Source organism: Maridesulfovibrio bastinii DSM 16055 (assembly GCF_000429985.1).
Classification (GTDB): domain Bacteria; phylum Desulfobacterota; class Desulfovibrionia; order Desulfovibrionales; family Desulfovibrionaceae; genus Maridesulfovibrio; species Maridesulfovibrio bastinii.
Window position 1 is genome coordinate 38,393 of sequence record NZ_KE387015.1, and the last position, 25,024, is coordinate 63,416.

The 25,024-nt window shown below is 43.0% G+C and carries 17 protein-coding genes and 1 tRNA gene; 12 read left to right on the plus strand and 6 right to left on the minus strand.

Features of this window, described 5'->3' with window-relative positions:
* The first annotated feature begins 13 nt into the window (after positions 1–13).
* Positions 14–241, plus strand: a complete 228-nt coding sequence (locus G496_RS0116350) for a thioredoxin family protein (RefSeq protein WP_027180217.1) — start codon at positions 14–16, stop codon at positions 239–241.
* A 122-nt stretch (positions 242–363) separates the two neighbouring features.
* Here the strand turns inward: G496_RS0116350 and G496_RS20140 are convergent, their stop codons facing one another.
* The 3 genes from G496_RS20140 to G496_RS0116365 form a co-directional block, all read right to left on the minus strand.
* Positions 364–2,442, minus strand: a complete 2,079-nt coding sequence (locus G496_RS20140; RefSeq protein WP_051295113.1) for an EAL domain-containing response regulator — start codon at positions 2,440–2,442, stop codon at positions 364–366.
* A 34-nt stretch (positions 2,443–2,476) separates the two neighbouring features.
* Positions 2,477–5,248, minus strand: a complete 2,772-nt coding sequence (locus G496_RS20745) for a PAS domain S-box protein (RefSeq protein WP_051295114.1) — start codon at positions 5,246–5,248, stop codon at positions 2,477–2,479.
* A 182-nt stretch (positions 5,249–5,430) separates the two neighbouring features.
* Positions 5,431–5,898: a DUF3124 domain-containing protein gene (locus G496_RS0116365; RefSeq protein ID WP_034633691.1), complete on the minus strand. Its 468-nt coding sequence runs from the start codon at positions 5,896–5,898 to the stop codon at positions 5,431–5,433.
* Between the two features lie 118 nt (positions 5,899–6,016).
* Between G496_RS0116365 and G496_RS0116370 the strand changes: the two genes are divergently transcribed.
* The 4 genes from G496_RS0116370 (at position 6,017) to G496_RS20150 (ending at position 10,053) form a co-directional block, all read left to right on the plus strand.
* Positions 6,017–7,120 carry a metallophosphoesterase gene (locus G496_RS0116370; protein WP_027180219.1) on the plus strand — a complete coding sequence of 368 codons (1,104 nt, stop codon included), beginning with the start codon at positions 6,017–6,019 and terminating at the stop codon, positions 7,118–7,120.
* Positions 7,121–7,266: 146 nt separating this feature from the next.
* Positions 7,267–7,647, plus strand: coding sequence for a hypothetical protein (locus G496_RS0116375; protein ID WP_027180220.1), 381 nt, complete (start codon positions 7,267–7,269; stop codon positions 7,645–7,647).
* Positions 7,648–7,915: 268 nt separating this feature from the next.
* The gene (locus G496_RS0116380) at positions 7,916–8,182 is read left to right on the plus strand and encodes an RNA recognition motif domain-containing protein (protein WP_027180221.1); all 267 of its coding nucleotides are present in this window, start codon (positions 7,916–7,918) and stop codon (positions 8,180–8,182) included.
* Between the two features lie 275 nt (positions 8,183–8,457).
* Positions 8,458–10,053 (plus strand): DEAD/DEAH box helicase, encoded by a 1,596-nt coding sequence (locus G496_RS20150; RefSeq protein ID WP_034633694.1) that lies wholly within the window; start codon positions 8,458–8,460, stop codon positions 10,051–10,053.
* Positions 10,054–10,172: 119 nt separating this feature from the next.
* Here G496_RS20150 and G496_RS0116390 read toward each other — a convergent pair whose 3' ends face one another.
* Both G496_RS0116390 and G496_RS0116395 read right to left on the minus strand, forming a co-directional pair.
* Positions 10,173–12,638: a multiheme c-type cytochrome gene (locus G496_RS0116390; RefSeq protein WP_027180222.1), complete on the minus strand. Its 2,466-nt coding sequence runs from the start codon at positions 12,636–12,638 to the stop codon at positions 10,173–10,175.
* Positions 12,639–12,641: 3 nt separating this feature from the next.
* Positions 12,642–13,682 carry a hypothetical protein gene (locus tag G496_RS0116395; protein ID WP_027180223.1) on the minus strand — a complete coding sequence of 347 codons (1,041 nt, stop codon included), beginning with the start codon at positions 13,680–13,682 and terminating at the stop codon, positions 12,642–12,644.
* Positions 13,683–13,854: 172 nt separating this feature from the next.
* On the opposite strand from G496_RS0116395, the gene G496_RS0116400 reads away from it, so the two are divergent.
* Positions 13,855–13,941 (plus strand) — tRNA-Leu (locus G496_RS0116400).
* A gap of 404 nt (positions 13,942–14,345) precedes the next feature.
* On the opposite strand, the gene G496_RS0116405 is transcribed toward G496_RS0116400, so the two are convergent.
* Entirely contained in the window at positions 14,346–15,146 is an 801-nt protein-coding gene (locus G496_RS0116405) for a hypothetical protein (RefSeq protein WP_027180224.1), read from the minus strand.
* Positions 15,147–16,434: 1,288 nt separating this feature from the next.
* On the opposite strand from G496_RS0116405, the gene G496_RS0116410 reads away from it, so the two are divergent.
* The 6 genes from G496_RS0116410 (at position 16,435) to fdnG (ending at position 25,013) form a co-directional block, all read left to right on the plus strand.
* The gene (locus G496_RS0116410) at positions 16,435–17,625 is read left to right on the plus strand and encodes a quaternary amine ABC transporter ATP-binding protein (protein ID WP_027180225.1); all 1,191 of its coding nucleotides are present in this window, start codon (positions 16,435–16,437) and stop codon (positions 17,623–17,625) included.
* Between the two features lie 5 nt (positions 17,626–17,630).
* Entirely contained in the window at positions 17,631–18,464 is an 834-nt protein-coding gene (locus G496_RS0116415; protein WP_027180226.1) for an ABC transporter permease, read from the plus strand.
* Positions 18,465–18,483: 19 nt separating this feature from the next.
* Complete coding sequence (locus tag G496_RS0116420) at positions 18,484–19,335, plus strand: glycine betaine ABC transporter substrate-binding protein (protein ID WP_027180227.1); 852 nt, start codon at positions 18,484–18,486, stop codon at positions 19,333–19,335.
* 290 nt (positions 19,336–19,625) lie between these two features.
* Positions 19,626–21,308, plus strand: coding sequence for an FmdE family protein (locus G496_RS0116425; RefSeq protein ID WP_245577946.1), 1,683 nt, complete (start codon positions 19,626–19,628; stop codon positions 21,306–21,308).
* A gap of 10 nt (positions 21,309–21,318) precedes the next feature.
* A complete protein-coding gene (locus G496_RS0116430; protein WP_027180229.1) occupies positions 21,319–21,735 on the plus strand; it encodes a winged helix-turn-helix domain-containing protein in 417 nt (138 codons plus the stop codon).
* Positions 21,736–21,974: 239 nt separating this feature from the next.
* Complete coding sequence (gene fdnG, locus G496_RS0116440; protein ID WP_156900684.1) at positions 21,975–25,013, plus strand: formate dehydrogenase-N subunit alpha; 3,039 nt, start codon at positions 21,975–21,977, stop codon at positions 25,011–25,013.
* Positions 25,014–25,024: the final 11 nt, after the last annotated feature.

Sequence of the window (25,024 nt, forward strand, 5' to 3'; positions counted from 1 at the left end):
TAAGGAGTTAAAAATGAAAATACAGGTCATGGGCCCCGGATGCGCCAAATGCGCAGAGGCTGAAAAAAATGTCAGAGCAGCAGTGGAAGAAAAAGGAATTGATGCAGAAGTCATCAAAGTTACTGACTTCAAAGAAATTGCCGGATTCGGCGTTTTTGCCACACCGGCAGTAGCAATTGACGGCAAAGTTATGGTCGTGGGCAAAGCTCCCAGCAAAAAAGAAGTAATGGGCTGGCTTTAACTGACTGAACTAAATCAGTTCAACTTGCATGCTGAACAGGATTTTCCTTCATTGGAGAATCCTGTTTACTTTTTTGGCACGACTCATTTAAACATTTTAATTAATGAACTTAATCAAGGTAGCTATGAAAACTGCTTATACTCTTTAACATCACCGGCATCACTGGACCGCAGCGGCCTGTCAAAAAGATAGCCCTGAACAAGATCACAACCGAGTTGGCGTAAAACAGAAAGCTCACCTTTTTTTTCAACTCCTTCGGCAACAGTTCTCATGCCCACACTGTCCGCAAGGTCAATAATTGTTTTAACTATAGAAAATTTATCCGGATTATTATTAACGTCAGTTATAAAAGACTTGTCGATTTTTAAAAAATCTGCGGGGATTCGCTGAAAATATTCAAGCGATGAATATCCTGTTCCAAAATCATCTATCTGCAACCCGATACCGAGTTCTTTAATTTCATCAAGCACTTTTAAAGAAACATCTATATCTTTCATCAGACCGCTTTCAGTTACTTCTATTTTAAACCTTTGCGGCTTTACCCCGGAATCAAGCATTATTTTTTTAATCTTATCAACAAAATCAAGCTGATGAATCTGATGAACAGAAACATTAAAGCTCATAAAAAAATTGTTATCCGGCTTTTCTTTATCCCACTCAGCGACCTGCGAACAGGCCATTTCTGCAACAAGCAGACCGAGGTCCACTATAATTCCGTTTGATTCAGCAAGGGGGATAAAATTGTCCGGCATAACCAGTCCATGCTCAGGATGATTCCAGCGCACAAGAGCCTCAAAGCCCACAAGCCTGAATGTAGCCAGATCAACCACAGGCTGATACTCCAGAAAGAACTCTTTCTCTTCAACAGCCTGATGCAGCTCCCCGGTCATACGGAAGATATCCGCAGCTCTGTCCCGCATTGAACTTTCAAAAAATTTAACAGGAAATTTGTCACTCCCCTTAGCCTCATACATGGCTGTATCAGCTTCACGCAGCAAATCGTCAACACTGACCGAATCGCGCCCGCCATGTCTGGTTATTCCTATGGAGACATTGATATGGATTTTATAATTTTCGATAATAAACGGTCGTTTAAGATCATTAATTATCTTAAGAGACAGTTTCTCAGGTGTAATAGGAGCAGCCCCGTATATAATCAGTGCAAACTCATCCCCGCCAAGACGGGCGGATAGCACATTATCAGGAATAATATCTTTAAGCCGTGCAGCAAATGAATTAAGCAGCCAGTCTCCAAAAACATGCCCCATGCTGTCATTAATCAATTTAAAATTATCAATGTCCATAAACATGACCGCAATATCTTTACACTTTTCAGAGCTATTCAGACATTGTTCCAGCTCTTCAACAAATTTGGACCTGTTTCCCATTCCGGTCAAAGAATCATGATAGGCCTGATAATGCAGCATTTCCCTCTGGTTAAGCCTGTCTGTAATATCCTTAAAAACAGTTACAATGCTGTACCCCTTGCCATCCCCTCTTCTAAATCCGTCAGAGGCCTGTAAAATCCAGCGTTCCCCGCGATCAGGAAGAACAATCCTGAACTCTATTTCAGGGCAATACATGCTTGCTGTGCATCTTCCGTTATTTTCAATAACCATTTGCAGATCATCAGGATGAACACGGCTGTAAAGGACATCCATACCGTCAAGCACTGCATTTTCATCAAGATTAAGCATTTGTCTGGTATTCAGGGACCATAGATATTCAACTTCACCTTTCTCAGAAATTGACATTTCCAGACTGCACACACCTGCGGCCTGCTGTGAAAAAGCAAGCTTCTGCTGACTTTTGAATCTTTCATCCAAAAAATCGTTAACAGCTGACACAAGCTCAGTTAAATCAACCGGTTTAAGTAGAAAACGAAAGATGCGTCCTTCATTTATAGCGTGAACAGCCGCGGACAGATCAGCATGTCCGGTAAGCATAATTCTACATATTTCAGGATACTTTTCCCGGACTTCTGCCAGAAATTCACTGCCGCTTTTAACCGGCATTTTTTCATCGCTGATAACTACATCCACATGATTTTCTTCAAGCAGGCTCATGGCCTCTGCCGCGCTCCCGGCAGTCTTCACGTTGAAAGGTTCGTAAAACATCAGACGTTCGAGAGATTTCAGGACGAGTTCTTCATCATCAACAAATAAAATAACCGGCTTACCGGCTTTATCCTTCCGCATCATAATATCATTACCGTCCAGCTTTTTGCGCTAAACTTCAGGAATTTTCCGCTATCGGAACCCGTAAAGTAAAGACTGTGCCTTCTCCAAGCTTCGATTTAAAATCAATACTTCCACCATTTTTTTCCATAATTGAATAGGTGATAGACAGCCCCTGTCCGGTCCCTTTACCAACCTCTTTAGTTGTAAAAAATGGATCAAAAATTTTATCTGCATCCTCGTCTTTTATGCCGTTGCCGGTATCGGATATGGAAATTTCGACAAAATTCTTTTTCACTCTGGTTGAAATATCAATTTTACCCATCGCCCCTGTTACTTTCATTTTATCAGCATTTGTATGAGCCGCATTTACAAGGACATTTAAAACAGCCTGATTTATTTCACCGGGATTGCACATGACAAGAGGGATATTATCCCCGAGATTCAAGTTCAACTCCGAAGCATATTTCCATTCATTTTTAGCAACAGTAACAACACTTGAAACAGCATCATTTATGTCTACGGCGGTCTTTTCCTCTACCTCAGGATGAGAAAATTTCTTCATAGCCAGAACAATTGAGGCAACCTGCTCCACCCCGTGCAGGGAATCCTTTATTGCCATGGGGAATTCTTCTTCAATAAATTCGGAGTTAACTTCTTCCAATGTTTCCAGAAATGAAGATGCAGATTTTAATTCAGAAGAATCAGACAGTTCTTCCTTTAAAGCGTTGCTTTTTTCTATCAGCGCGGAAACCTTTTCAAAGGTTGATTCAAGGTAAGAAAGATTTCCGCCTATATACTGAATAGGAGTGTTTATTTCGTGTGCTATTCCAGCAGCAAGCTGACCTACTGCCTCAAGCTTCTGGGCAAATGAAAGCTGACGCTCAAGACTTTTCTTTTCGGTTATATCAAAAAGAATCAAAGCAAAACACGGCGCACCATCCATCAGAAGTTCAATACGGCTTAACGAAATAGGAATAATATTACCGTCAGGGCCTTTAAATGTTAACTCGCGGTCAAGAAAAGATCCTTCTCCTACAAAATCTTCATCCAGAAAATCTTCAATATCACAGAGATCAGACTCCAGAAGATTCTGACACCTGCTGGATAGAATCTGTTCTTTATCCAATCCGAAAAGATCCGCGGCCTGCTCGTTGCTGTCCAGAATCTCCATTGTGTCAGGATCAACAATGAGAAACGCTGCTTTTATTCCCGTCAAAATTGAATCAAGAATGGTCTGCTGTTCGATAAGATGTTCTTCGGCCCGCTTGCGTTTAGTTATGTCCAGAAAGACTCCGTGGAAAACATTAGAGGCACTTTCAGACGCACAGTCAGACGAGACCACAGATAAAAAATTCCTGACAACACCGTCAGCTCTTCTGACTCTGAATTCAGCCTGTCTGGAAGTTTCATCCCGAAGCGAACAACTTAAGATTTCGTTAATTTTGTGGCGCTCGGCAGGAATAACCAGACTTCTTAAAAAATCTACAGTAGGAACGATTTCACCGGCATGATATCCGAAAAGTTCAAATGTATGATCAGACCACTCCATACGCTCTGCGCCGGGTATCAGCTCCCAGCTTCCCATATTGGCTATTCTCTGGGCGGCGGCAAGGCTGGACTCGCTCTTTCTTATTTTCAGCTCGGACTCTTTTTGAGAGGTGATATCAACATGGGTACCAACAGCTCTGGTCGGCAGACCTTCGGAATCAAATTCACAGGCGCGGCCACGACTTAATATCCAGCAAAGCCCACCGTCCTTATGCTTCATTCTTATTTCAATTGAATATGATTTTCCTTTTTTCAAATCATTTTCAACTTTTTTATCCAGAGCCTGAATATCATCAGGATAAACAAGGCTTCTCAAAACATGTCTGCTGTGTTCCAGCTCGCCTTCACTGTACCCCAGCATCTCAAAAAATCTCGGACTGAAAAACATTTCATCGTTTTCAAGATCCCACGACCAGACACCGTCATTAACCACATCCAGTGCCGCTTTAAGCATGTCCTCACTTTTTTTAAGCTCAAGCCGGGCATGCATTATTTCGGTGATATCAGAAAAGAGAACAGCAACTTCACCGGATGACATTCTATAAACATGATCCCTGAACCAGCGGTCTTCTCCGCTTCCGGTAATAGTCCTCTCGTTACTGAATTCAGATTTTCCGGTTTCCAAAACCCTTCTGAATATTTTCTGCAATCCAGATCCCGCAAGATGCGGAAAAGCTTCGATCAGAGATTTTCCAACAGCACCATCCTCCGAAATTCCGGTAATTACCGTTGTGAACTTGTTAAGACTGGTGACAATAAATTCCTTTCCGTCTTCTGACAGCTTATAGCTGACGTATCCAATGGGCATACTGTCAAAAGCATCACGGCAGTGATTATTAAAAACCTCCAGTTCTTTATTATGCTCATTTAGAGAGCACAGTTCAGAACATCTATTCAACAGGGATTTTATTCTGCCGGCCAGAAGAACAGCACATGATTCGGCATTTAAAATATATTCAACGTCATCATGTTCAAGCACCGTATTCATATTTTTTTCAAGCTGTTCCTGATACGCAATAAAAAATACAGGCGTTTTGCGGTTCTTCAAGCCTTCCCGCAATAATGTGACCAGCTTTGAGTCACTTTCAGCGTAAGAATCGGAACCTGCTACGATTGCAGTAAATTCAAAGTCCTTAACAGAGTTCAAAGCCTGTGTCAGGTCTTCAAAAATTTTAAAATCTATACGAGGTGTATCCGGGTAATATTTTTCCACAACAATGGAAGGAGCAATATTGCTCCCTAGCACCATGACTTCCGGTTTGATACTGATATCATGCATATTGAATCTACCCCGATAAAACACGTCACCTAGCGAAAAAACACGGTTAAAACAGCATTGAAACTTTTGTACACCATAAATATGATTCGCAGTCTATTATAGTATAACAGACTAACGCAGATAATGCACATACTTCATTAATGCCTGATCATTCGGAGGGAATTATCCAATTGAAAACAATATTAATGCTTTTCAAGCTCTTTTCCTCTTGAGCTGAAAGAAATTCCCTGCTGAGAAGAGGCCCCGATCATTATGGACTCCACAACCGGAGCACTAACTCTTTTAGAGGACTCCCACCTGACCAGAAATTTTGCCCCGGAGCCGCCTTCTTTATCGGACTGCCTGACGACATATCTTATCGAGCTGAATTCTTTTATTTCTACAGGTTTGTCGACATACTTCTTCAACAGATTTCCATTGGAATCATAGTAATCAACTTGAGTAACACGTATTTTATCACTTCTACTTGTATTCCTGATACTTAAAGTAACACTCAATAAAAAAGGACGATCACTGTCCCCAATATAAATGTGTGAATATACAGGAACATAAAGCAATTGCCCCATGAATGACTCGTGGGCATAACTGCCAACCGGATTGGCAAAAAAGGAAAGGAAAAGAAAAAAGGAGAACAGAATTTTTGATTTCATAATTACACTCCTGTATGGTTTCAAATAAAATACTATTAAAATCATATTTGTGGCAACAAAACATCAGCACTCAAGAAACCTGAAGACACACCCGCTAAAAATACACAGGAAAATCTAAATGTCATTTCATATAAAAGTCACCATTATTTACATACTTTGCTATCTCTACATACGGCTTTGGATATGCAGAATGCTGAGTGAGAAAAAAAAGACAAAACTCATCATTCTCATTGCCACCGACATAATGACACTAAGCCTGCCCATAGCTGTTTTCTCCAGAGACTTCATGCCGTTAAATTTAAAGCTTATCCTTTTGGGCGCAGGTTACACCTGGGCTGCGATCATCGCATGCAGTGTGCCACTGGCGGTCTGCTTTGAACCGTTGAGGATAGGACTAAAATTTCTTGCCCCCAACCTGAAAATTCCTAAAGAAAAAATTTTTGCCCTGCTCTGCTGCGGTTGCATCATCATGGTTGTAGGCGGATATATCAGTGCAACTTCCCCTGTTGTTAAGGAAGTTCATTATGATTTTTCCAATGGTACTGGAACAGCTAAAGAATATGACATAGCCGCTGTATCAGATTTTCACGCAGGTGAACTGATGACCAGAAAGACCGTTGCCAGAATGGTCGAAGCCATTAACAAGACAACACCGGACCTGATAATTCTTGCCGGAGACACGCTTGATTCCAGAGACTGCCTACCAAGTGGGGCTCTTAAAGAGCTTGCAAAACTGTCTGCACCGCTGGGTAAATATGCTGTGCTTGGCAACCATGAATATTACATCGGTGCCGACTGGTCTGTAGCCAGACTGAAAGAACAGGGCATAAATATACTAAGAGACAACAGCACCGTCATAGACAACCGCCTGCTTCTTGTAGGGAGAGATGATTTTGCCGGTCTGCGTTTTAACTCAACCAGAATCCCATTGGCTGATATCCTTGAGAAAGCACCTGAACTACCGACCATAGTAATTGATCATACCCCCAGAGAACTTGAAGAAGCTGCCGATTGCGGAGTTAAACTTCAATTTTCAGGACATACTCATAATGGTCAGCTATTTCCATTCAACTATCTTGTGGACAAAATTTTTGAAAACAGTTTCGGGGAACTTATCAAGAAACAAACTGTATTCTATGTCAGTAGCGGAATAGGATTCTGGGGTCCGCCGCTGCGCACCAACAGCAGATCCCAGATAATTCTGATGCGGATCACTCTTTAAGCCCGTCTAATCACAATGGGTACAAATATAAAATACAATTCATATAAAATTTTTTTCCATTTTGATTTACATTCGATCTCCTTCGTGTATTATTGAAATAACAATTTACCTTTTACTAACTCAATCGCACCATAAGGAGATCACCTATGGCAAACATGGATTATCCGGGCCCATGCCCCAGTTGTCTGGGAGTTGACGGTTGCAGCACTGAAGATGGTAAGAAAAAAGCTGTAGCAAATTATTGCAAGGGTCTGGAAATGGAACTGAATTCGTGGAAGGCCCGGCTCTATGATGTACTGGTGGAAGTTGACGCAATGGATACCGCCAATAGAGCCAGCGTTACAGACACCATCAATCTGGTTAAATCAACGGTGAAAGAGATTGAAGCCGTAAAAGATGAAATGACCGACATCTGCCCCATCAATATGAGTGATAAAGAAAGCGAAATAAGCAATAAACTTGATTCGTTAAGAACAAATTACACTAAAGCTTTAGAAGTAATCAGCCCTGGATGGTTCGGCGGCTGATTTTCAGCCTATGAACATTTGAAATACCTCCTTGAACAAGGCCCTGCCTTTACGCAGGGCCGACAAATTTTTTTGCTTTTATAGCAAATTTAACTTGACTCGTCAGGTTACAAATGATTATGTGGTCCCTGTCAGTCTGAGTATTTTTTTTAAAATTACTCACGTTAAGACTGACTTCTTGCAAGAGGCCTTGTACGCACTTGTACTGAGGTCTTATTTTTTAGGTGCAGTGCACCGTTACTTTTTAATTTTTGGAGATTTTTTAGGAATGGCTAAGAACATTTATGTAGGCAACCTGCCCTGGAGTTCAACTGAAGACGACGTTCGCGATGCTTTCTCCCAGTTTGGTGAAGTATTTTCTGTTAAACTGATTGAAGACCGTGAAACTGGACGTCCTCGTGGATTCGGATTCGTAGAAATGGAAGACCAGGGCGCTCTGGAAGCCATAGACAGCCTCAATGACAGCGACTTCGGTGGTCGTAACATTAAGGTTAATGAAGCCCGCCCCCGCACTGAACGCCGCCCTCGTTGGTAGTAAGCGTTAATTTTATATTGTTGGTAAAGCCCTCCCCGGTTTTCCGGGGTGGGCTTTGTGAATTTATATGGGCCGGATATTTTCCCGGCTGATTTTTTCGGGCATCACTTCGCATTCTTCAGTATTTTCAAGATGTAATATCAGCTGATACCATTTCGTGTTTTTCGCGGGGAGTCGGCGTGACAGCCCGACGCATATAAGTTAATAGACCCACCTCATCATTCCCGCACGGAGAAATCACTCCGGCTAAAAAACGAACATTATTCAAGGAAAAAATGATAGAATTCAAGGATATGGGCCTTTCAGAAGTAATTCTTGAGGCTTTGGAAAGTAAAGGTTTCTCAGCTCCTACCCCTATTCAGGAGCTCACTATTCCCGTTCTCCTCAAAGGAGAAAAAGACATCATAGGTCAGGCACGCACAGGAACAGGAAAAACAGCTGCCTTCGGACTGCCCATCATAGAAAAAATCAAGGAACGCGCCGGACATGTTCAGGCAATAATTCTGGCCCCAACCCGTGAACTGGCCTGTCAGGTTGCGGATGAACTGAACACCCTCAAAGGTAAAAAAAGAATTTCCGTCGTCAGTATTTATGGCGGCCAGTCAATGATGCCCCAGATCAGAAGTCTGAAACGCGGTGCCGATATTGTCGTTGGTACTCCGGGTCGTATTCTGGACCATCTCAGCAGAAAGACTCTCAAGCTTGATGGAATTTCATTCTTCGTTCTTGATGAAGCTGATGAGATGTGCAACATGGGCTTCCTCGAAGATGTTTCCAAAATTATGGAAAGTGCATCAGAAGACAGACACACTCTGCTGTTTTCTGCAACAATGCCGCCTGAAGTGCAGCACATTGCCGAAAAATTCATGGGTGAATACGAAAAAATAGTGGTCAAGCCACAAAAAGATGAAAATCCTCTGACAGACCAGTTCTTCCATGAAGTCAACGAAAGAGACAAATTTGAAGCTCTCTGCCGTGTAATTGACGCTCAGGAAGGATTTTACGGTCTGGTATTCTGCCGTACAAAGGCTGATACCGACCGCATAGCATCACTTCTGGCTGAAAAAGGATACCCTGCTGATCCAATTCACGGAGATCTTTCTCAGGCAAGGCGCGAAGAAATCCTTTCCCGTTTTAAACGTGGCCGCTGCAAAATTCTCGTGGCAACCGATGTTGCAGCACGCGGAATTGATGTTCCCGACCTTACACACGTTGTAAACTTCTCCCTGCCTCAGGACCCGGAAAGTTATGTTCACCGCATCGGACGTACCGGCAGAGCTGGTAAATCCGGAGTTGCGGTTACGATCATCGCTCCGCATGAATTCGGACGCTTCAAGTTTATAACCCGCAATGCAGGCTTTAAACAGGTTCAGAAACGCCCTCTTCCTAAAGTTGAGGATGTAATCGAAGCTAAAAAAGCACGCCTTGGCGCTGAGCTTACAGCAATAGCTGAAAGCGGAAAGCACCTTTCCTATATCAGTCTGGCTGAAGAGCTGCTTGATGGCGGAGAGCCGGTCGAAATCATTGCAACCATGCTCAAAAGATCTTTCGGAAACGAACTTGATATCAATAGCTACAGAAAAATTGAGGATGTCAAAGGATTTTCTCAAAATGGCGGTGGCTCTAGAAATGCAAGAGGTTCAAGAGTTCGCCTGACAGCAGAAATAGGCCGCGCTCACGGTATGACCCCTCGCAAGTTCGTGGACATGATCGCTCGCAAAGCCCGTATCCATCCGGTCAGAGTTCAGAATGTCAAAATTAACGGTAAATACTCCACATTTACTGTTCCTGCATCTGAAACAGATGGAATTCTGAGAGCTCTCAACCACTCAACCAGAGATGGCAGACCTTTCGCTAGAAGACGCAAATAGTATCAATTACCATAAATAAAAAAACAGCCCCTTTGAATTTCAAAGGGGCTGTTTTTTTTATTCAAATCGCGCCTCGATATTAAGTTACAAGGCAACCAGATATCATGGAACAGCTAAGATTACTCCAAGCCCATCCCCGGATGATGCGCCGGGTACTCCATTTCATTTTCATGGCAGACGGTACAAGTACCTCCTGATCCTACTGGTTTAGCTTCTCCCATCAGGCGAATAGCTCCCATATTATCAAGTTCATTTTCGGATGGAAATACAGCGTGCGGAGCGTCATGGCATGCTGCACACATTATGGCAGACATGTCTCCTTTACGATTACTGTAAAGTTCTGCTTTATCACCATTCCAGACATTGAAGGCTGAAAAAGCTATCGGGTCGCTGAAATCCTCATGGCAGGTCAGGCAATCAGGTTCCTGTTTCCAGGCCTGCCTTGGATTAATTTCTTCAGCTGAATTGAAATCAGAACTTGTAGCAAGCAGTTTCAAAAACCTTCCTGATGAATGCACTGAAGCTTCACCTTTAAGCAAAGCAATAGCCTGATCCTCTATATAGCCATGGCAGTTAACACATTCGAGGCCGACTGAAGTGTGAAAACCACGCATACTTTCAGGTGGATGACACATTGTGCAGGCATCATTAGACCGTCCACTTAAATACACGGCATGGAAACCGTGAAGAGCTGCGGAAACACCAAGCTGACTTTTACCATTGTGACATGAAGAGCATTTTACCTGCTCACCTTTTTCAACCAGTGAACAAAAATCAGTTCTGTTGTCACGGTCATGAGTTCTCAAAATATCCATAGCGGTGCTATCGGCCAGACCGCCAGTCTCTGAAAATGATTTCCCGCCATGACAGTTGTAGCAGTTCATTCTTGAGGTTGCCGGAACATCAGTCACGGTTGAAGCGATTACTTTGCCATCACTGTCACGGGCTTCTACCTCGGCCACGGGCAGGGGATCGTAACCATCTGCCGTGGTTGATTTATATATAATCAGCTCAGACTCGAAATAGCCATCTCCAGCAACCATTTTATATTCATTTGCAGAGCCTTTGACTCTGCAAACCAATGAGACATCATCTGTTATAACTTCAGGAGAATCACCTTTAAGAATCAGTTGTGCGCGCAGCTGATTTCCCTGACTTGATGCAAACTGAATCATGCCATCATTGCTCACAATGCTCATTCCCTGCAACGGCCAGGCAAGCAGAACATATTCTCCGTCAGCGGCTTTCTGAACGGCATTATCTTTTTGAGTAATCCCTTGCGGTGAAGCATGGTTATAACCATTCAACTCTTCGGTGATATAATCGGCCAACGCCATTCTTTCACTTTTATCACCGAAAAACGGAGGCATATACCTGCTGAGTTTTCCCATTCCAGAAAGAAAAGCATCCATACCCGCAGGAGAATATTTTGAGGTTCTCTTTTTTATATCATTAAGAGGTCCGCCTATGGAATGACAGGATGCACACTGCATCTGAAACAGCCATCTGCCGGCATCCATTCTATTTTTATCAGTTATCTGACGTAAATCCTCAGGGGCCCACTTTGCATGTTTGAAAAAGCTGTTACCCTGCATTTCAGCTGCTTTATCAACCAGCACCGAGTTTGAATACATATATCCCCAGATAACAAACGGTTTTCTACCTGCTTCACGAATAAATTCAAACGATCCAGTAAGCCCGAGAGCAAGAATAAGAAGCAGTACGGCCCCGGATAGTTTGACTTTTCGGGGCATGCAGAAAGACATAATAAGTCCGCCAATAAAAACCACAGGGGCGAGATATTGAAACCACTGCATAAAGTAGTGAATGCGGTGGGACTGATCAAACATCAGTTCACTTTGTGCGGCAGGAAGAGCCTTTATATACCACCATCCGCAAGGAAGCATGAACAGAAAGCCTACCAGAGTCCATAAACTGCATAACCGGACCATGGAGCACCTGATTTTAGTATCCTTTATCCACGTTGAGGTCACATAGCCGAAAAGACCGGCCAGCATGATACAGATAAAAGTTCTGAATAAAAGTGATGGCCAGAAAGTGTCATTAAAAAAGCCCTGCCAGAAACTTCCGCTTTCGAGCCAGCCACCCGGAGTCAGCATAAATGCAATTATGCCGTTAACCAGAAAAAGAGACATCCATGCAAAAGCAAAATAAAGCCAGCCAACCCGCATATGATCCCTGCGGTCCATTTTCTTCCATGAATAAAAATATACAAGCAGGGCTACAATTTCCCCGGCAAAACAGACCCACTCCGAGGCCCACGCAAAAACAAATTGTCTTATAAGTGTCAGTGTACCCTGAGGACTCAGTAAAGAAATGATGAACCAGATAGCAACACCGGTCACTCCACCGAAAACCATAGTCAACAAAAGGAAAAATTTGGAATGTTTCCGCACATATTCCAGCAATTCTTCAGAACCGCTTTTATAAGCCTGCCTTTCACTTACAACCAGAAATAATCCGCCACCGACAGCAAATTGTGCAACAAAAACATGAACCGTAGCAATGAGGGCGATCCAAAATCCTCCGCCTAATGCCGTAAGATGCCATATCGGATATTCCATCTTCTAACTCCTTTCAGCCTTCAGCCAGAGTCTGATCATATATGTTATCGCAACAATTCCTATGGTGACAAAGCCATAAAACATGAGCATAGGAGTCCACTGCCCCGATACCGTGAGGTGTTCGATTTTAAAATACGGTTCAAGGTAAAAATTTCGCAGAAAGTGTCTTTCCACGGACATGAGCAGCACAGTAATTACAGTTGAGATGACAGCCATGCGGACCCGGAGATTCATACCGGAATGAATCATTAATGCAGCAAAAATCAACACTACAACCAGAATCAGGGTGCTAAGAATGTCCTGCCCCATAAATTTCATCATAATATTTTCAGGTATCGAAAAAAGAAACCATATCCCTGCAACCAGATTTACAAGAGTCCCTCTTACAAACCAGCGCATACCATGTTCTATAAAGGAATTATCCTTGTTCCAGCTGCCTACAAGAGCGACAAAAAGGCCGCCTATCGCAAGTGCCGCTATAAAGAAATGCAGATATCTCGGTATAATCGTAGGATCATCAAGATTAAGTATCGTTCCGTAAGGGTTTTTGAAATAATCCGGCCAATGCTCGGGACGCAGCATCAGGGTCATATTATTAGTGAACATAAATGAAATGTAGACCATCATGGCAATGACACAGACTAAAAGAAACCTGCGCCGACCAGCGGATAAGCTCTTGTAACTGAAATCATATAGATACAGCCCATAGTAGGCCAGCAGCAACACTCCTATAAGCGCAAGCCAGTAAGCAGACATAAGTACTGAGGCCGGGTAATCAAAATTCCCGTAAAGAGTCTGCAAAAACAATAGCGGGGCAACCCCGGCATTTATAGTCAGGGCAAGTAACGTAGGCAGCTTGCGTGATAATTCTCTGGAAATCTCACTCTGCCCTTTCAAACCTCTGACTAGCGCAATCACAGTCCCGCCGAACACTGCATTCATAAAAAGAATATGAGCCGCGAAAGTCACAACCAGAAGAACTTCCGGCCAGAAAGGATGGACCGGAATAACTTCCATTGTCGGAATCAGTGATTCTGGTGTCATTTATTTCCTCCAATAAAACGGATTACATCTATACGCTGAATAACAGATACGGATTTTTATTACAAATACGGTTCTATTATTACTATGTAATTTTATAAGCATTTACAAATAGGATTATTCTGTAAAAATAGCTTGCTTTTTCTACGCAGAGTAAATATACACATTTCTCCGTGCCGAAGTGGTGGAATTGGTAGACACGCTAGGTTCAGGGTCTAGTGGGGGTTCCCCCGTGGAAGTTCGAGTCTTCTCTTCGGCACCATTTTGAATAGAACAGCCTTCAGTCAATGACTGGAGGCTTTTTCTTTTTTAGCAGCCTGCCTGAAAAATTATATATGCAGCAACTTTAACCACCAACTGATCCACTTTTCCCGCCACTGATCCTTAAAGTAAATTCTGCACTAGCAGTTTAAGCATAAGACTGTATAGCAAGTACGCTATGAGTACTGATTCGTAGTCATGCTCGTTCATTTTTACTAGTAAACACCTGCCTTAAATACACTAAACAGCAATAAGCACGGTATAAATTTATATCTACTTAAATCTTAATGATTATCTCGGTAAAATTAACAGATATTAAATAAAAATCCCGCAAGTTCGAACTTGCGGGATTTTTAATTCCAAATATCTTCATTCGGATCAATGACCCGAGATGCATTATGCAGGCTATGAGCCTATAGGAACAACGACTACTCTGCGCGATACCGGGGCTTCAGTTTCCATATCTCCAACGTGGATGTATACGTTATCCACTTCCATTGTTCCTGTTCCTTCGGGAGTACCATTAAATTTGATACGAACAACCTTGTTGTTCATTGTTTCAACACCGTCATTGCGTTCCTGAAAAAGTCTGCATCTGCCACCACAATTAGTGAGATATGCCTCAGCATCAGAAACCTGAACAGATGAAGTATGGACTTTATACAATTCATCAGACTCATTCAGGTACAGCCGGCTCAGCCCGTAAACTTCCCTCAGGCTACTGTCATCAACAGCCTGACGCCTGCATAAAGCTTCGTTATAAAATCCGGTGGAATCCCATCTATCGTATGTTGTAAATGTATTTCTAAACCTTGTTGTAGTTGCATGCTCTGTATCAGTATTAAAGTATTCATCTCCACCATCAACTCTAAATTCCATTTGAACACTTATTTCACCGGTTGCAGATACAAGGCGAACATCTGCTTTAAGACCATTAGCTCCTGCTGGCAGGTTCGCTACATACAGTCCATAATCAACTTCATCATTAGAAGCAGCTGATTTTGCGAAAATAAGTTTGTTGTTAGAGACATAACAGCTGACAGTACCGGAGGATTCGTCGTTGATTTCCCACTTAGTGATATCTATTTTGCCTGAAGAAAAGTCATCATACAACACCCAGCCTGCATTAGCTGCGGTGGTGAAAAGCAGCATAACAAGTAATAAAGCCGCTGATAAAAATGTTTTTTTAGAATAAATTCCCTGCATAATTAAATTTTCCTTTTAATCAATTTAAGTGGATATAATAAGAACGCTTATATACATCCCTCAATTTCATTGTCAAATAAAGACTGCAACTGTACTGCAAAAAATAACTCCAGATTATATATTATTCATATTTTCAATCAATATTTAATTTTTTTGTATTTAATTTATGCTTAATTAAATTTAAAAAAACGTATTTTATGAAGAGCAAATATTCATTTAGCATTTTTATTAATTTTAACATTATATTTAAAAATAAAATTAAATCTTATTAAAACATAATTACTATTAAATTAAACTAATAATAAATATTAATAGTTATAAAAGTTACAAAATAGAAATAAAACTTAAATAAAACTGTTTTTTAGTGACCTTATTTTTAAAAAATATAACTATATATTTGTTACAATTTTGAAAACAAAAGTATTAAAAAGTTATTTATTTTTTTTATGCGTATTTTTACATAGATTTTACTACTACAAGCCAATTATGTCCGCCATTATAGGACGAATATCCGACCACAATATTCATAAAAATACAGGCCAAAAACACACCCCCTATTTTGATATCATAACCATTTGAAAAAAATAAACATTTTCTACAAAAACTGTGTCCTTAAACACATGCATATTTTGCTCATTATTGCTTGAAGTTGATTATAAAATTTTGTCAGCAATTATACATTTTTTGACTACATTTGACAAAAACTTACCATTTATATATCTTCTTAATCAGAACACATCTTGTTCAGTTCTTTGTTTATAGATACTAATCATAATACACTATTAAGTTTCTGAGCTTTCTTTTTTTTCCAAATTGCAACATTACTTTTTACGCAGTAAAACCACTTTTACTCAGAAATAGATTAGTATCATGGCAATAGTTACATTAAATTTAATGTACTTTGATGGTTTTACATTATATTATGAGTATATATTATTTTTCAAAATTAAATGGGGAACGAAGTCTTTTTCAGGATTGGTTTCTCACCAATATTCCCAGCGATCTTAGAGATCGCTATCCTCTTTCAACCGCCTGAAAAAAAATAACAATTAATGTTACCCGTCATTTGAAACCAGTTCCGGAACCATCCTGTTTCCGGGCAGCATTTTTCACAAATCGTTACAACAGACTTTCAACGTCTGTATACACACGCCAAAAAATACGTCATTATGCAGTTTGATCTGCGGTCAGCGTTTCTTATCTGGGAGTTCAGATCTTCCAGCCGGCTTGAAATGATTGTTTCATTTGTTTTTCGGGTATCTGAATAAATCGATTATACGGAGAAAAAATGAGTAAGATCAAAGTTGAAAATCTCTACAAAATTTTCGGAACTCAACCGGAAAAAGTAATCAAGCTTTTAGAGAACGGAGCTACTAAAAGCGAAATTATGGACAAAACCAAACACGGGGTCGGCGTAAATAATGCCAACTTCGAAGTTGAAGAAGGTGAAATTGTCGTTGTAATGGGATTGTCCGGAAGTGGTAAATCCACTCTGGTCCGCTGCATAAACCGCCTGATAGAACCCACACACGGAAAAGTTTATATTGATGACGAGGAGATAACCTCTTTAAACCGGGACCAGCTTCGTAAAATGCGTCTCAGCAAAATGGGAATGGTTTTTCAGAACTTCGCCCTTTTCCCGCATAGAACTGTTTTGAGCAATACCCTGTATGGACTTGAGATCAAAGGCGAAGATCTTGAAAAGTCCAAAAAAGCCGCACTTGAAGCCCTTGAGCTTGTAGGACTTGCCGGATGGGAAAACTCCTATCCGAAACAACTTTCCGGAGGAATGCAGCAGAGGGTCGGCCTTGCCCGCGCACTGGCTCTTAATCCTGATATTCTCCTCATGGACGAAGCGTTCAGTGCTCTCGATCCACTTATCCGCAGAGATATGCAGGATGAGCTCATCAATCTTCAGGACAAGATGCAAAAGACAATTCTCTTCATCAGTCATGATCTTGATGAAGCGCTGAAACTCGGTGACCGCATCGTACTGATGAAAGACGGTGAGATTGTGCAGGTCGGAACGCCGGAAGATATTCTGACAGACCCTGCCAACGATTATGTTCGCCGTTTTGTTGAAGACGTGGACATCACCAAAGTACTCACAGCCGAATCTGTAATGAAGAAAACCGAAGCTGTCGGATATTTAAAGACAGACGGCCCCCGCGCGGCTCTGCGTAAAATGCAGAAAAATAATATTTCAAGCCTGTTCGTCGTCAATCAGGAACGCCGCCTTGTCGGTGTTGTCGGCGCGGAAGACTGCGCAATGCTAGTGGAACAGGGCAGTAAAGATCTCACTGATGTCATTTGCACCGATATCAGAACAGTTCTTCCTGAAACGCCGGCTCAGGACCTTTTCACAATAATCCAAAACATAAACTATCCTCTGGCTGTCGTCAGCGAATCCAACCACCTTAAGGGTGTAATCGTGCGCGGAACTCTCATCGGAGCACTGGCTGAAAGAGGAGGAAACTAAACATGATGGATATACCTAAAATTCCGATCGGACACTTTATTGAACTGTTTATCAACTTTCTTGTAGATCATTTTTCATTCGCAACCAAAGCTTTCTCGGTAGTCATGGAAGCCGGACTTGAGTTTCTGGAACATGCCATGATGGCTGTTCCGCCGCTTGTTTTTATTGTTATTGCGGCTGCACTGGTCTGGTTCCTGTCTAAAAAACGCTCTCTTGGTATTTTCACCCTTGTAGGGCTGGCTCTTATTTTAAACCTCGGTTTATGGAATGCTACCATAAGCACTATAGCACTGGTACTGATCTCGACCCTGATTGCTATCCTTATCGGTGTCCCGCTTGGCATCCTTGCAGCTATGAACAAAACTACAAACCGCATTGTAATGCCTATTCTCGACGTAATGCAGACAATGCCGGCTTTTGTATACCTTATCCCGGCTATTCCGTTCTTCGGTCTTGGTAAGGTCGCAGCTATTTTTTCAACAGTCATCTTTGCCATGCCGCCGTCCATCAGGCTTACCTGCCTCGGTATCCGTCAGGTTCCCACAGAGCTTGTTGAATGTGCCGAAGCCTTTGGTTCGACCAGATGGCAGAGACTGATAAAACTTGAACTTCCACTGGCCACCAACACAATTCTGGCCGGTGTAAACCAGACCGTTATGCTCTCGCTGTCCATGGTTGTTATCGCCGCCATGATCGGAGCGAAAGGACTCGGTGGTGAAGTCTGGAAGGCTATCCAGCGACTCCAGATGGGTAATGGATTTGAAGCAGGTATAGGTATTGTAATCGTCGCCATGATTCTTGACCGCGTGCTCCAACAGATAGGTAAACGCAATAACTAACTCAAACTTTGGAGGATAAATGAAACGCATAGTCACTCTTCTGGCAGTAGTAGCTCTTATCGCAGCCCTTGCTGTACCTTCTTTTGCCGGTGGTAAAAAAGTTAAACTCGCTTATGTTGAATGGGATTGCGCCGCAGCAAGTACCAACATTGTAAAAGCTGTTCTTCAGGAACGACTCGGTTACGATGTTGAAATTCTTCCTGTTGCAGCAGCTGCAATGTGGCAGGCTGTAGCCTCAGGTGATGTAGACGGAATGGTAACCGCATGGCTTCCGGTTACACATGCTGACTACCTTGAAAGATTTAAAGATAAAGTTGAAGACCTCGGCCCCATTGCCAACGGCGCAAAACTGGGATGGGCTGTACCTTCATATGTTACAGTTGATTCCATTGAAGATCTCAACAAAAATGCTGACAAATTCAACGGCAAAATCATCGGTATTGATCCCGGTGCAGGCCTGATGAGAGTTTCTGAAAACGCTCTTAAAGAATATAATCTTGATAAATTTGAACTTGTTGAAGGCTCCGGAGCCACTATGACCGCAGCACTTTCCAATGCCATCAAAAACAAAGAATGGATCATTGTAACAGCATGGACCCCTCATTGGATGTTCGGAAAATGGGACCTCAAATATCTTAAAGATCCCAAGCAGGTGTTAGGCGGCGCAGAACATATTGATACTGTTGTCCGTAAAGGTCTTAAAGAAGATATGCCTGAAGTTTATAAAGTGCTCAACAACTTCAAGTACACCAGCATCGATCAGCTCCAGAAAGTTATGGCCTGGAACCAGGAACCCGGTTCAGACCGCTATGAGAATGCTTTACGCTTCATAAAAGAAAACAAAGCACAGGTTGACAGCTGGTTAAAATAGCTGATCAATTTAAAGACGATAAAGAATCTAAAACCGGGCTGTTAACAGTCCGGTTTTTTTATGCCCAACCAGTTATCTTTACTATGAAACTTATAGTAATATAAAACGTTCAGATCAGCTGTAGTATAGATATTTTAAATAGTAACGATAGCTATATTCCAGACTATATTATTAAATATCAATACTTTACCTTTATTTGTGTCAAATTAGACATAGAAAGACATTCTTTGACCGATCAACCACTAAAAGCAATTTTAAAGGCACACATCAAAATAAACAGGGTAGGAAAGATGCGTAGCCAACATATTGTTTCAGAAGAAAATTCCCGGAACAACTCCTTGCTGATAGGGCCTTATACCTATTCCGAGTTTTTTGAAGCGGCAAGGAACTTTCACGGGAGTCCGGCCCCCGGCCTGATACTTGGCGGATTCATGGTCTCTGAAGCAATTAAATATCTCCCTGAAGGTACCATTTTTGATGCAATCTCCGAGACATCGTGGTGCCTCCCTGACGCCGTCCAGATGCTTAGTTTATGCAGCACAGGAAACGGATGGCTGAAAGTTTTCAACCTCGGCATCTACGCTGTTACTTTATATGATAAATACTCTGGTTCCGGGATCAGGGTAAGTATTGATCCAACCGCTCTTGAAGACTGGCCTGAAATAAAATCATGGTTTTTCAAACTCAAGCCTAAAAAAGAACAAAATACCGAACGGCTGCATCATGAAATAAAAATGGCCGGAGCATCAATCTGCAAGGTTGAACCCCGACAGGTAAAACCGGACCTACTTAAACGGCGCGAAAAAGGATCAATCGCAATCTGTCCGATCTGCGGTGAGGCTTACCCTACAGATTTCGGTGCAGTCTGCCGCTCATGTCAGGGAGAAGGTCCATACACAGAAATAGAATCCTCCGCTAACAGTTCCGAATTTCTCCGCCCCGATCTTAAAATTATTCCCGTTGAACAAATTGAAGGTAAATCAGCACTGCACGATATGACCAGAATTGCACCGGGAGTCCATAAGGCCGCTGAATTTGTGAAAGGACAGAATTTCAAGATCGGAGATATCTGTCGCCTGCAACAGATGGGTAAAAACAGAATTTATGTGGAACAGGGAGAATCACCCGGCGAAAACTGGGTGCATGAGAATGACGCAGCCCTTAAATTTGCGGAACTCATGTGCGGCGAAGGGCTTACTTTCTCCGACAATGTCTGTGAAGGCAAAGTTAACCTTGTTGCCGATAGAGACGGACTTTTTGTAGCGGATGTGGACAGACTTATCCGTTTTAATCTGGTTGATGACGTTATGGTTTCCTCCCGAAGAAATGGTTGTCTTGTAAAAAAAGGCGTTAAAGTTGCCGGGACAAGGGCCATTCCCCTATATCTGTCAAAAAAACTGTTCGATAGAGCTACTGCGGTTCTCGGCAACACTCCCCTTTACAGCATCAAGCCCCTTTTAAAGAAAAAAGTGGGACTGCTGATAACCGGAACTGAAATTTTCACAGGACTGATAGAAGACAAATTTGATCCGGTAATAAGAGGAAAGATAAAAAAATTCGGCAGCGAAGTTATTAAAACCATTTTTGCTCCTGATGACCGGGACAGCATAAGCTCAGCAATAAATGAGCTTAAAAATGCAGGCAGTGAACTAATCATAACCACAGCCGGTCTTTCAGTTGATCCTGATGATGTAACTAGACAGGGACTTCAGGATTCCGGTGTTACCGACATGGAGTACGGAGCACCGATACTGCCCGGAGCAATGACTCTGCTCGCCCACACCGGTGAGGTAAAAATTCTGGGTGTTCCGGCTTGCGCATTATATTTTAGAACAACCAGTCTGGATTTACTCCTCCCCAGAGTTCTGGCCGGAATTGAAACCAGCCGCCTTGATCTGGCCCGTATGGCTGACGGAGGATTCTGTATGGAATGCAAAGTTTGTACTTACCCCAAATGTCCGTTTGGAAAATAGGAGGTATTTCATGAATACGGCATTGCAGCGCACCCCTCAGGAATTAATACCCGGCGAAGAAATCGAGCGGGAAGCTCCGACCATTAGACTGCACCTCTGGCTTGAATCGGATGAAGGTGTCTTTTTCGGTTATGGAAGACTACTTTTGCTTGATAAAGTTGAAAAGACCGGATCGCTGAAAAAAGCGGCTGAAGCTCTGGGAATGTCTTACCGGGCTGCATGGGGAAAAATTAAAACATCAGAAGAAATTATGAATACCAAGCTGATTGAAAGGGTCGGCAACAGACGCAGTGGTCAGAAACTGACAGCAGAAGGAAGGGAACTGATGAATATGTTCCATACCTGGTTCGAATCTGTTGAGAAGGCCGCTAAAGACAATGCCGAAGATATTTTTCCATGGAATACTAAGAGTTACCATGACCGCTAAATACAAATCATGCCGAAACATTCTTTTATAAAAAACAGGACACCATACCGGAAATGTTCTATTCTCGGAGAATATAGATAATTCAGTATGCCTGAATGACAGCACTCAATATGTTTATCTAAACACATTCAATGAGTTGAAATAAAATTCAATATAGCTTTAAACTTAGAATGGAATAATTTTAAGCTGTGGCAGTTTCGGTTTCTGCAGCAGCTGATAAACATTTAAGGAGGTAGTCCATGAACTGCACAAGACGCGGTTTCATGAAGCTCGCAAGCGTGGGGGTGGCCGGATTCACCCTTGGTCAGATGGGAATTGACCTTTCCCCGGCCAAAGCGTTTGCAGCAGGGCTGAAGATCGAAGGGGCAAAGGAAGTAATTTCCATCTGTCCGTTCTGTTCAGTAAGCTGCAATTTTATCGCTCATGTCAAGAACGGTAAAATAGTAAGCACTGAAGGTGATCCTGAATACCCGGCAAGCGAAGGTGCATTATGCGCAAAGGGAGCAGCCATGCTCTCCATGCACAATAACCACCATCGCATCGACAAACCACTTTACCGTGCTCCTTACAGCGATAAATGGGAAGAAAAAAGCTGGGAATGGACTCTTGACCGCATCGCCAGAAGAGTCAAAGAAACCCGTGACCGTGATTTTATCCGCACCAACTCCAAGGGACAGGAAGTTAACAGAGTTGAATCTATTTTCCATTTGGGAACATCCCAGATGGACAACGAAGAATGCGCAGTAGTCCATCAGGGCGTGCGCGGTTTAGGCCTGGTGCATTTCGATCATCAGGCACGTATCTGACACAGCGCAACAGTTGCGGCTCTGGCAGAGTCGTTCGGACGCGGCGCGATGACCAACCATTGGTGTGACATAGCCAATGCCGATTGTATTATGATTATCGGCAGTAATGCGGCTGAGCACCATCCTATCTCATTCAAATGGGTTCTGCGGGCAAAGGACAAGGGTGCGAAAGTCATGCACATTGATCCTAAATTCTCCCGTACTTCAGCCCGAAGCGATTTCCATGTACCCCTTAGATCAGGTACTGACATCGCCTTCATGGGCGGACTCATCAACTACATTCTTGAAAACGATCTCTACTTTAAAGAATATGTAGCCGACTATACCAATGCCGCCTTCATCGTTGGAAAAGACTTTTCCTTCAGAAACGGTTTATTCTCAGGCTATAACGAAAAAACAAGAAAATACGACAAGAGTAAATGGGCTTTTGAAAAGGACGACAAAGGGGTTCCCAAACGTGATCCGTCACTAAAGGACAGCCGCTGTGTTTTCCAGCTTATGAAGAAGCACTACTCCCGCTATTCTCTGTCTAAAGTAGAGAAAACCACAGGTGTTCCGAAAGAAACACTGCTCAAAGTCTACAAATACTATGCGGCTACCGGCAAAAAAGACAAGGCCGGAACCATACTCTACGCCCTCGGCTGGACCCAACATACTGTCGGAGTTCAGAATATCCGTTCCAGCGCCATAGTTCAGCTTCTGCTGGGCAATATCGGCGTGGCAGGAGGCGGAATCAACGCATTACGCGGAGAGCCGAACGTTCAGGGTTCCACCGACCACTGCATTCTCTGGCATATCATTCCGGGTTATCTGCCAATGCCCAGTGCAAGCATGAAAACCCTTGATGATTATAAAAAGATGACCACCCCGGTCAGCAATGATCCCATGAGTGCAAACTGGTGGCAGCATAAACCTAAATACATGGTCAGTCTGCTCAAAGGATGGCGTGGAGAAAACGCCACAGCAGACAATGAATTCGGTTATCGACTGATGCCGAAAGTGGATGACGGAGAGGATTACTCCTACATCTATATCTTCGACCGTATGTACAAAAACAAAATACGCGGCGGATTCGTATTCGGAACAAACCCGGCCCAGAGTGTGCCTAACTCCAACAAGGCCAGAAAAGCTCTGGATAATCTGGACTGGATGGTGGTTGGAGAAATTCACCATACCGAGACTTCCGAAAACTGGCACAGACCGGGAGTTGATCCGCTGGCGATGAAAACAGAGGTCTTCCTTTTACCTTCCGCCCAGCGCGCGGAAAAAGAAGGCAGCATAACAAGCAGCGGACGCTGGCAGCTCTGGCATTACAAAGCCTGTGAACCGATGGGACAATCCAAAAGTATGGGCGAAATGTACGTTGAGCTTATCAACCATGTCCGCAGACTTTATGAACATGAAAACGGTGTTTTTCCGGAACAGCTGCTCAGTCTGGACTGGCCCAGCTATTATGTGCCGGAAGATATAGCCAAAAAAATCAACGGTCAGTTTACCAAGGATACCGTTATCAAAGGCAGAGAGTATAAGAAGGGGCAGCAGGTTCCTTCTTTCACGGCCCTTACCGAAGACGGTTCCACGACCAGTCTCAACTGGCTATACGCCGGCGGTTACACTGAAGACGAAGGAAACAAATCAAAACGCCGGGATTTGAGCCAGACTCCGATGCAGGCGAAGATCAATATCTTCCCCAACTTTGCATGGTGCTGGCCGGTCAACAGGCGCATTCTCTATAACCGTGCTTCAGTGGATGCCAACGGTAATCCTTGGGCTCCGGATAAAGCCGTCATCAAATGGGATGGCAAAAAATGGGTTGGAGATATTCCGGATGGTGGATGGCCGCCCAATGCCACAGGCAAAGGACGCTATCCGTTCATCATGCAGACCGAAGGACATGCTCAGACCTACGGTCCCGGAAGAGCTGACGGCCCGTTCCCCGAACATTACGAACCAGTGGAAACACCGATCACTTCCCATCCTTTCTCAAGGCAGCTCAGCAGTCCATGCTACAAGAGAGCTTTCTCCGACATGGATAAACTGGCCAAACCCGGAAGCAGGAAGTTCCCGATCGTGCTGACCACTTATTCACTGACTGAACACTGGTGCGGCGGCGGAGATACTAGAAACACCCCGCATCTGCTGGAGGCTGAACCTCAGCTGTATGTTGAGATAAGTCACGAACTGGCTAAGGAAAAAGGGATTAAAAACGGCGATTTTGTTGAAGTCGAAAGTATCAGAGGCAAAGTGGAAGCTGTGGCTATGGTCACTATCCGCATGACTCCTTTTGAAATCAAAGGCGATACTGTTCACGAAATAGGTATGCCTTTCTGCTTCGGCTGGACAACAAAGGGTTGTGGAGACTCCACCAACAGACTGACCCCGGCTGTAGGAGATCCCAATACAACGATTCCTGAATTCAAGGCCAGCCTTGTAAATATCAGGAAAATAACCAAAGCCACGGAACTGGAATAGTCAGGCATAAA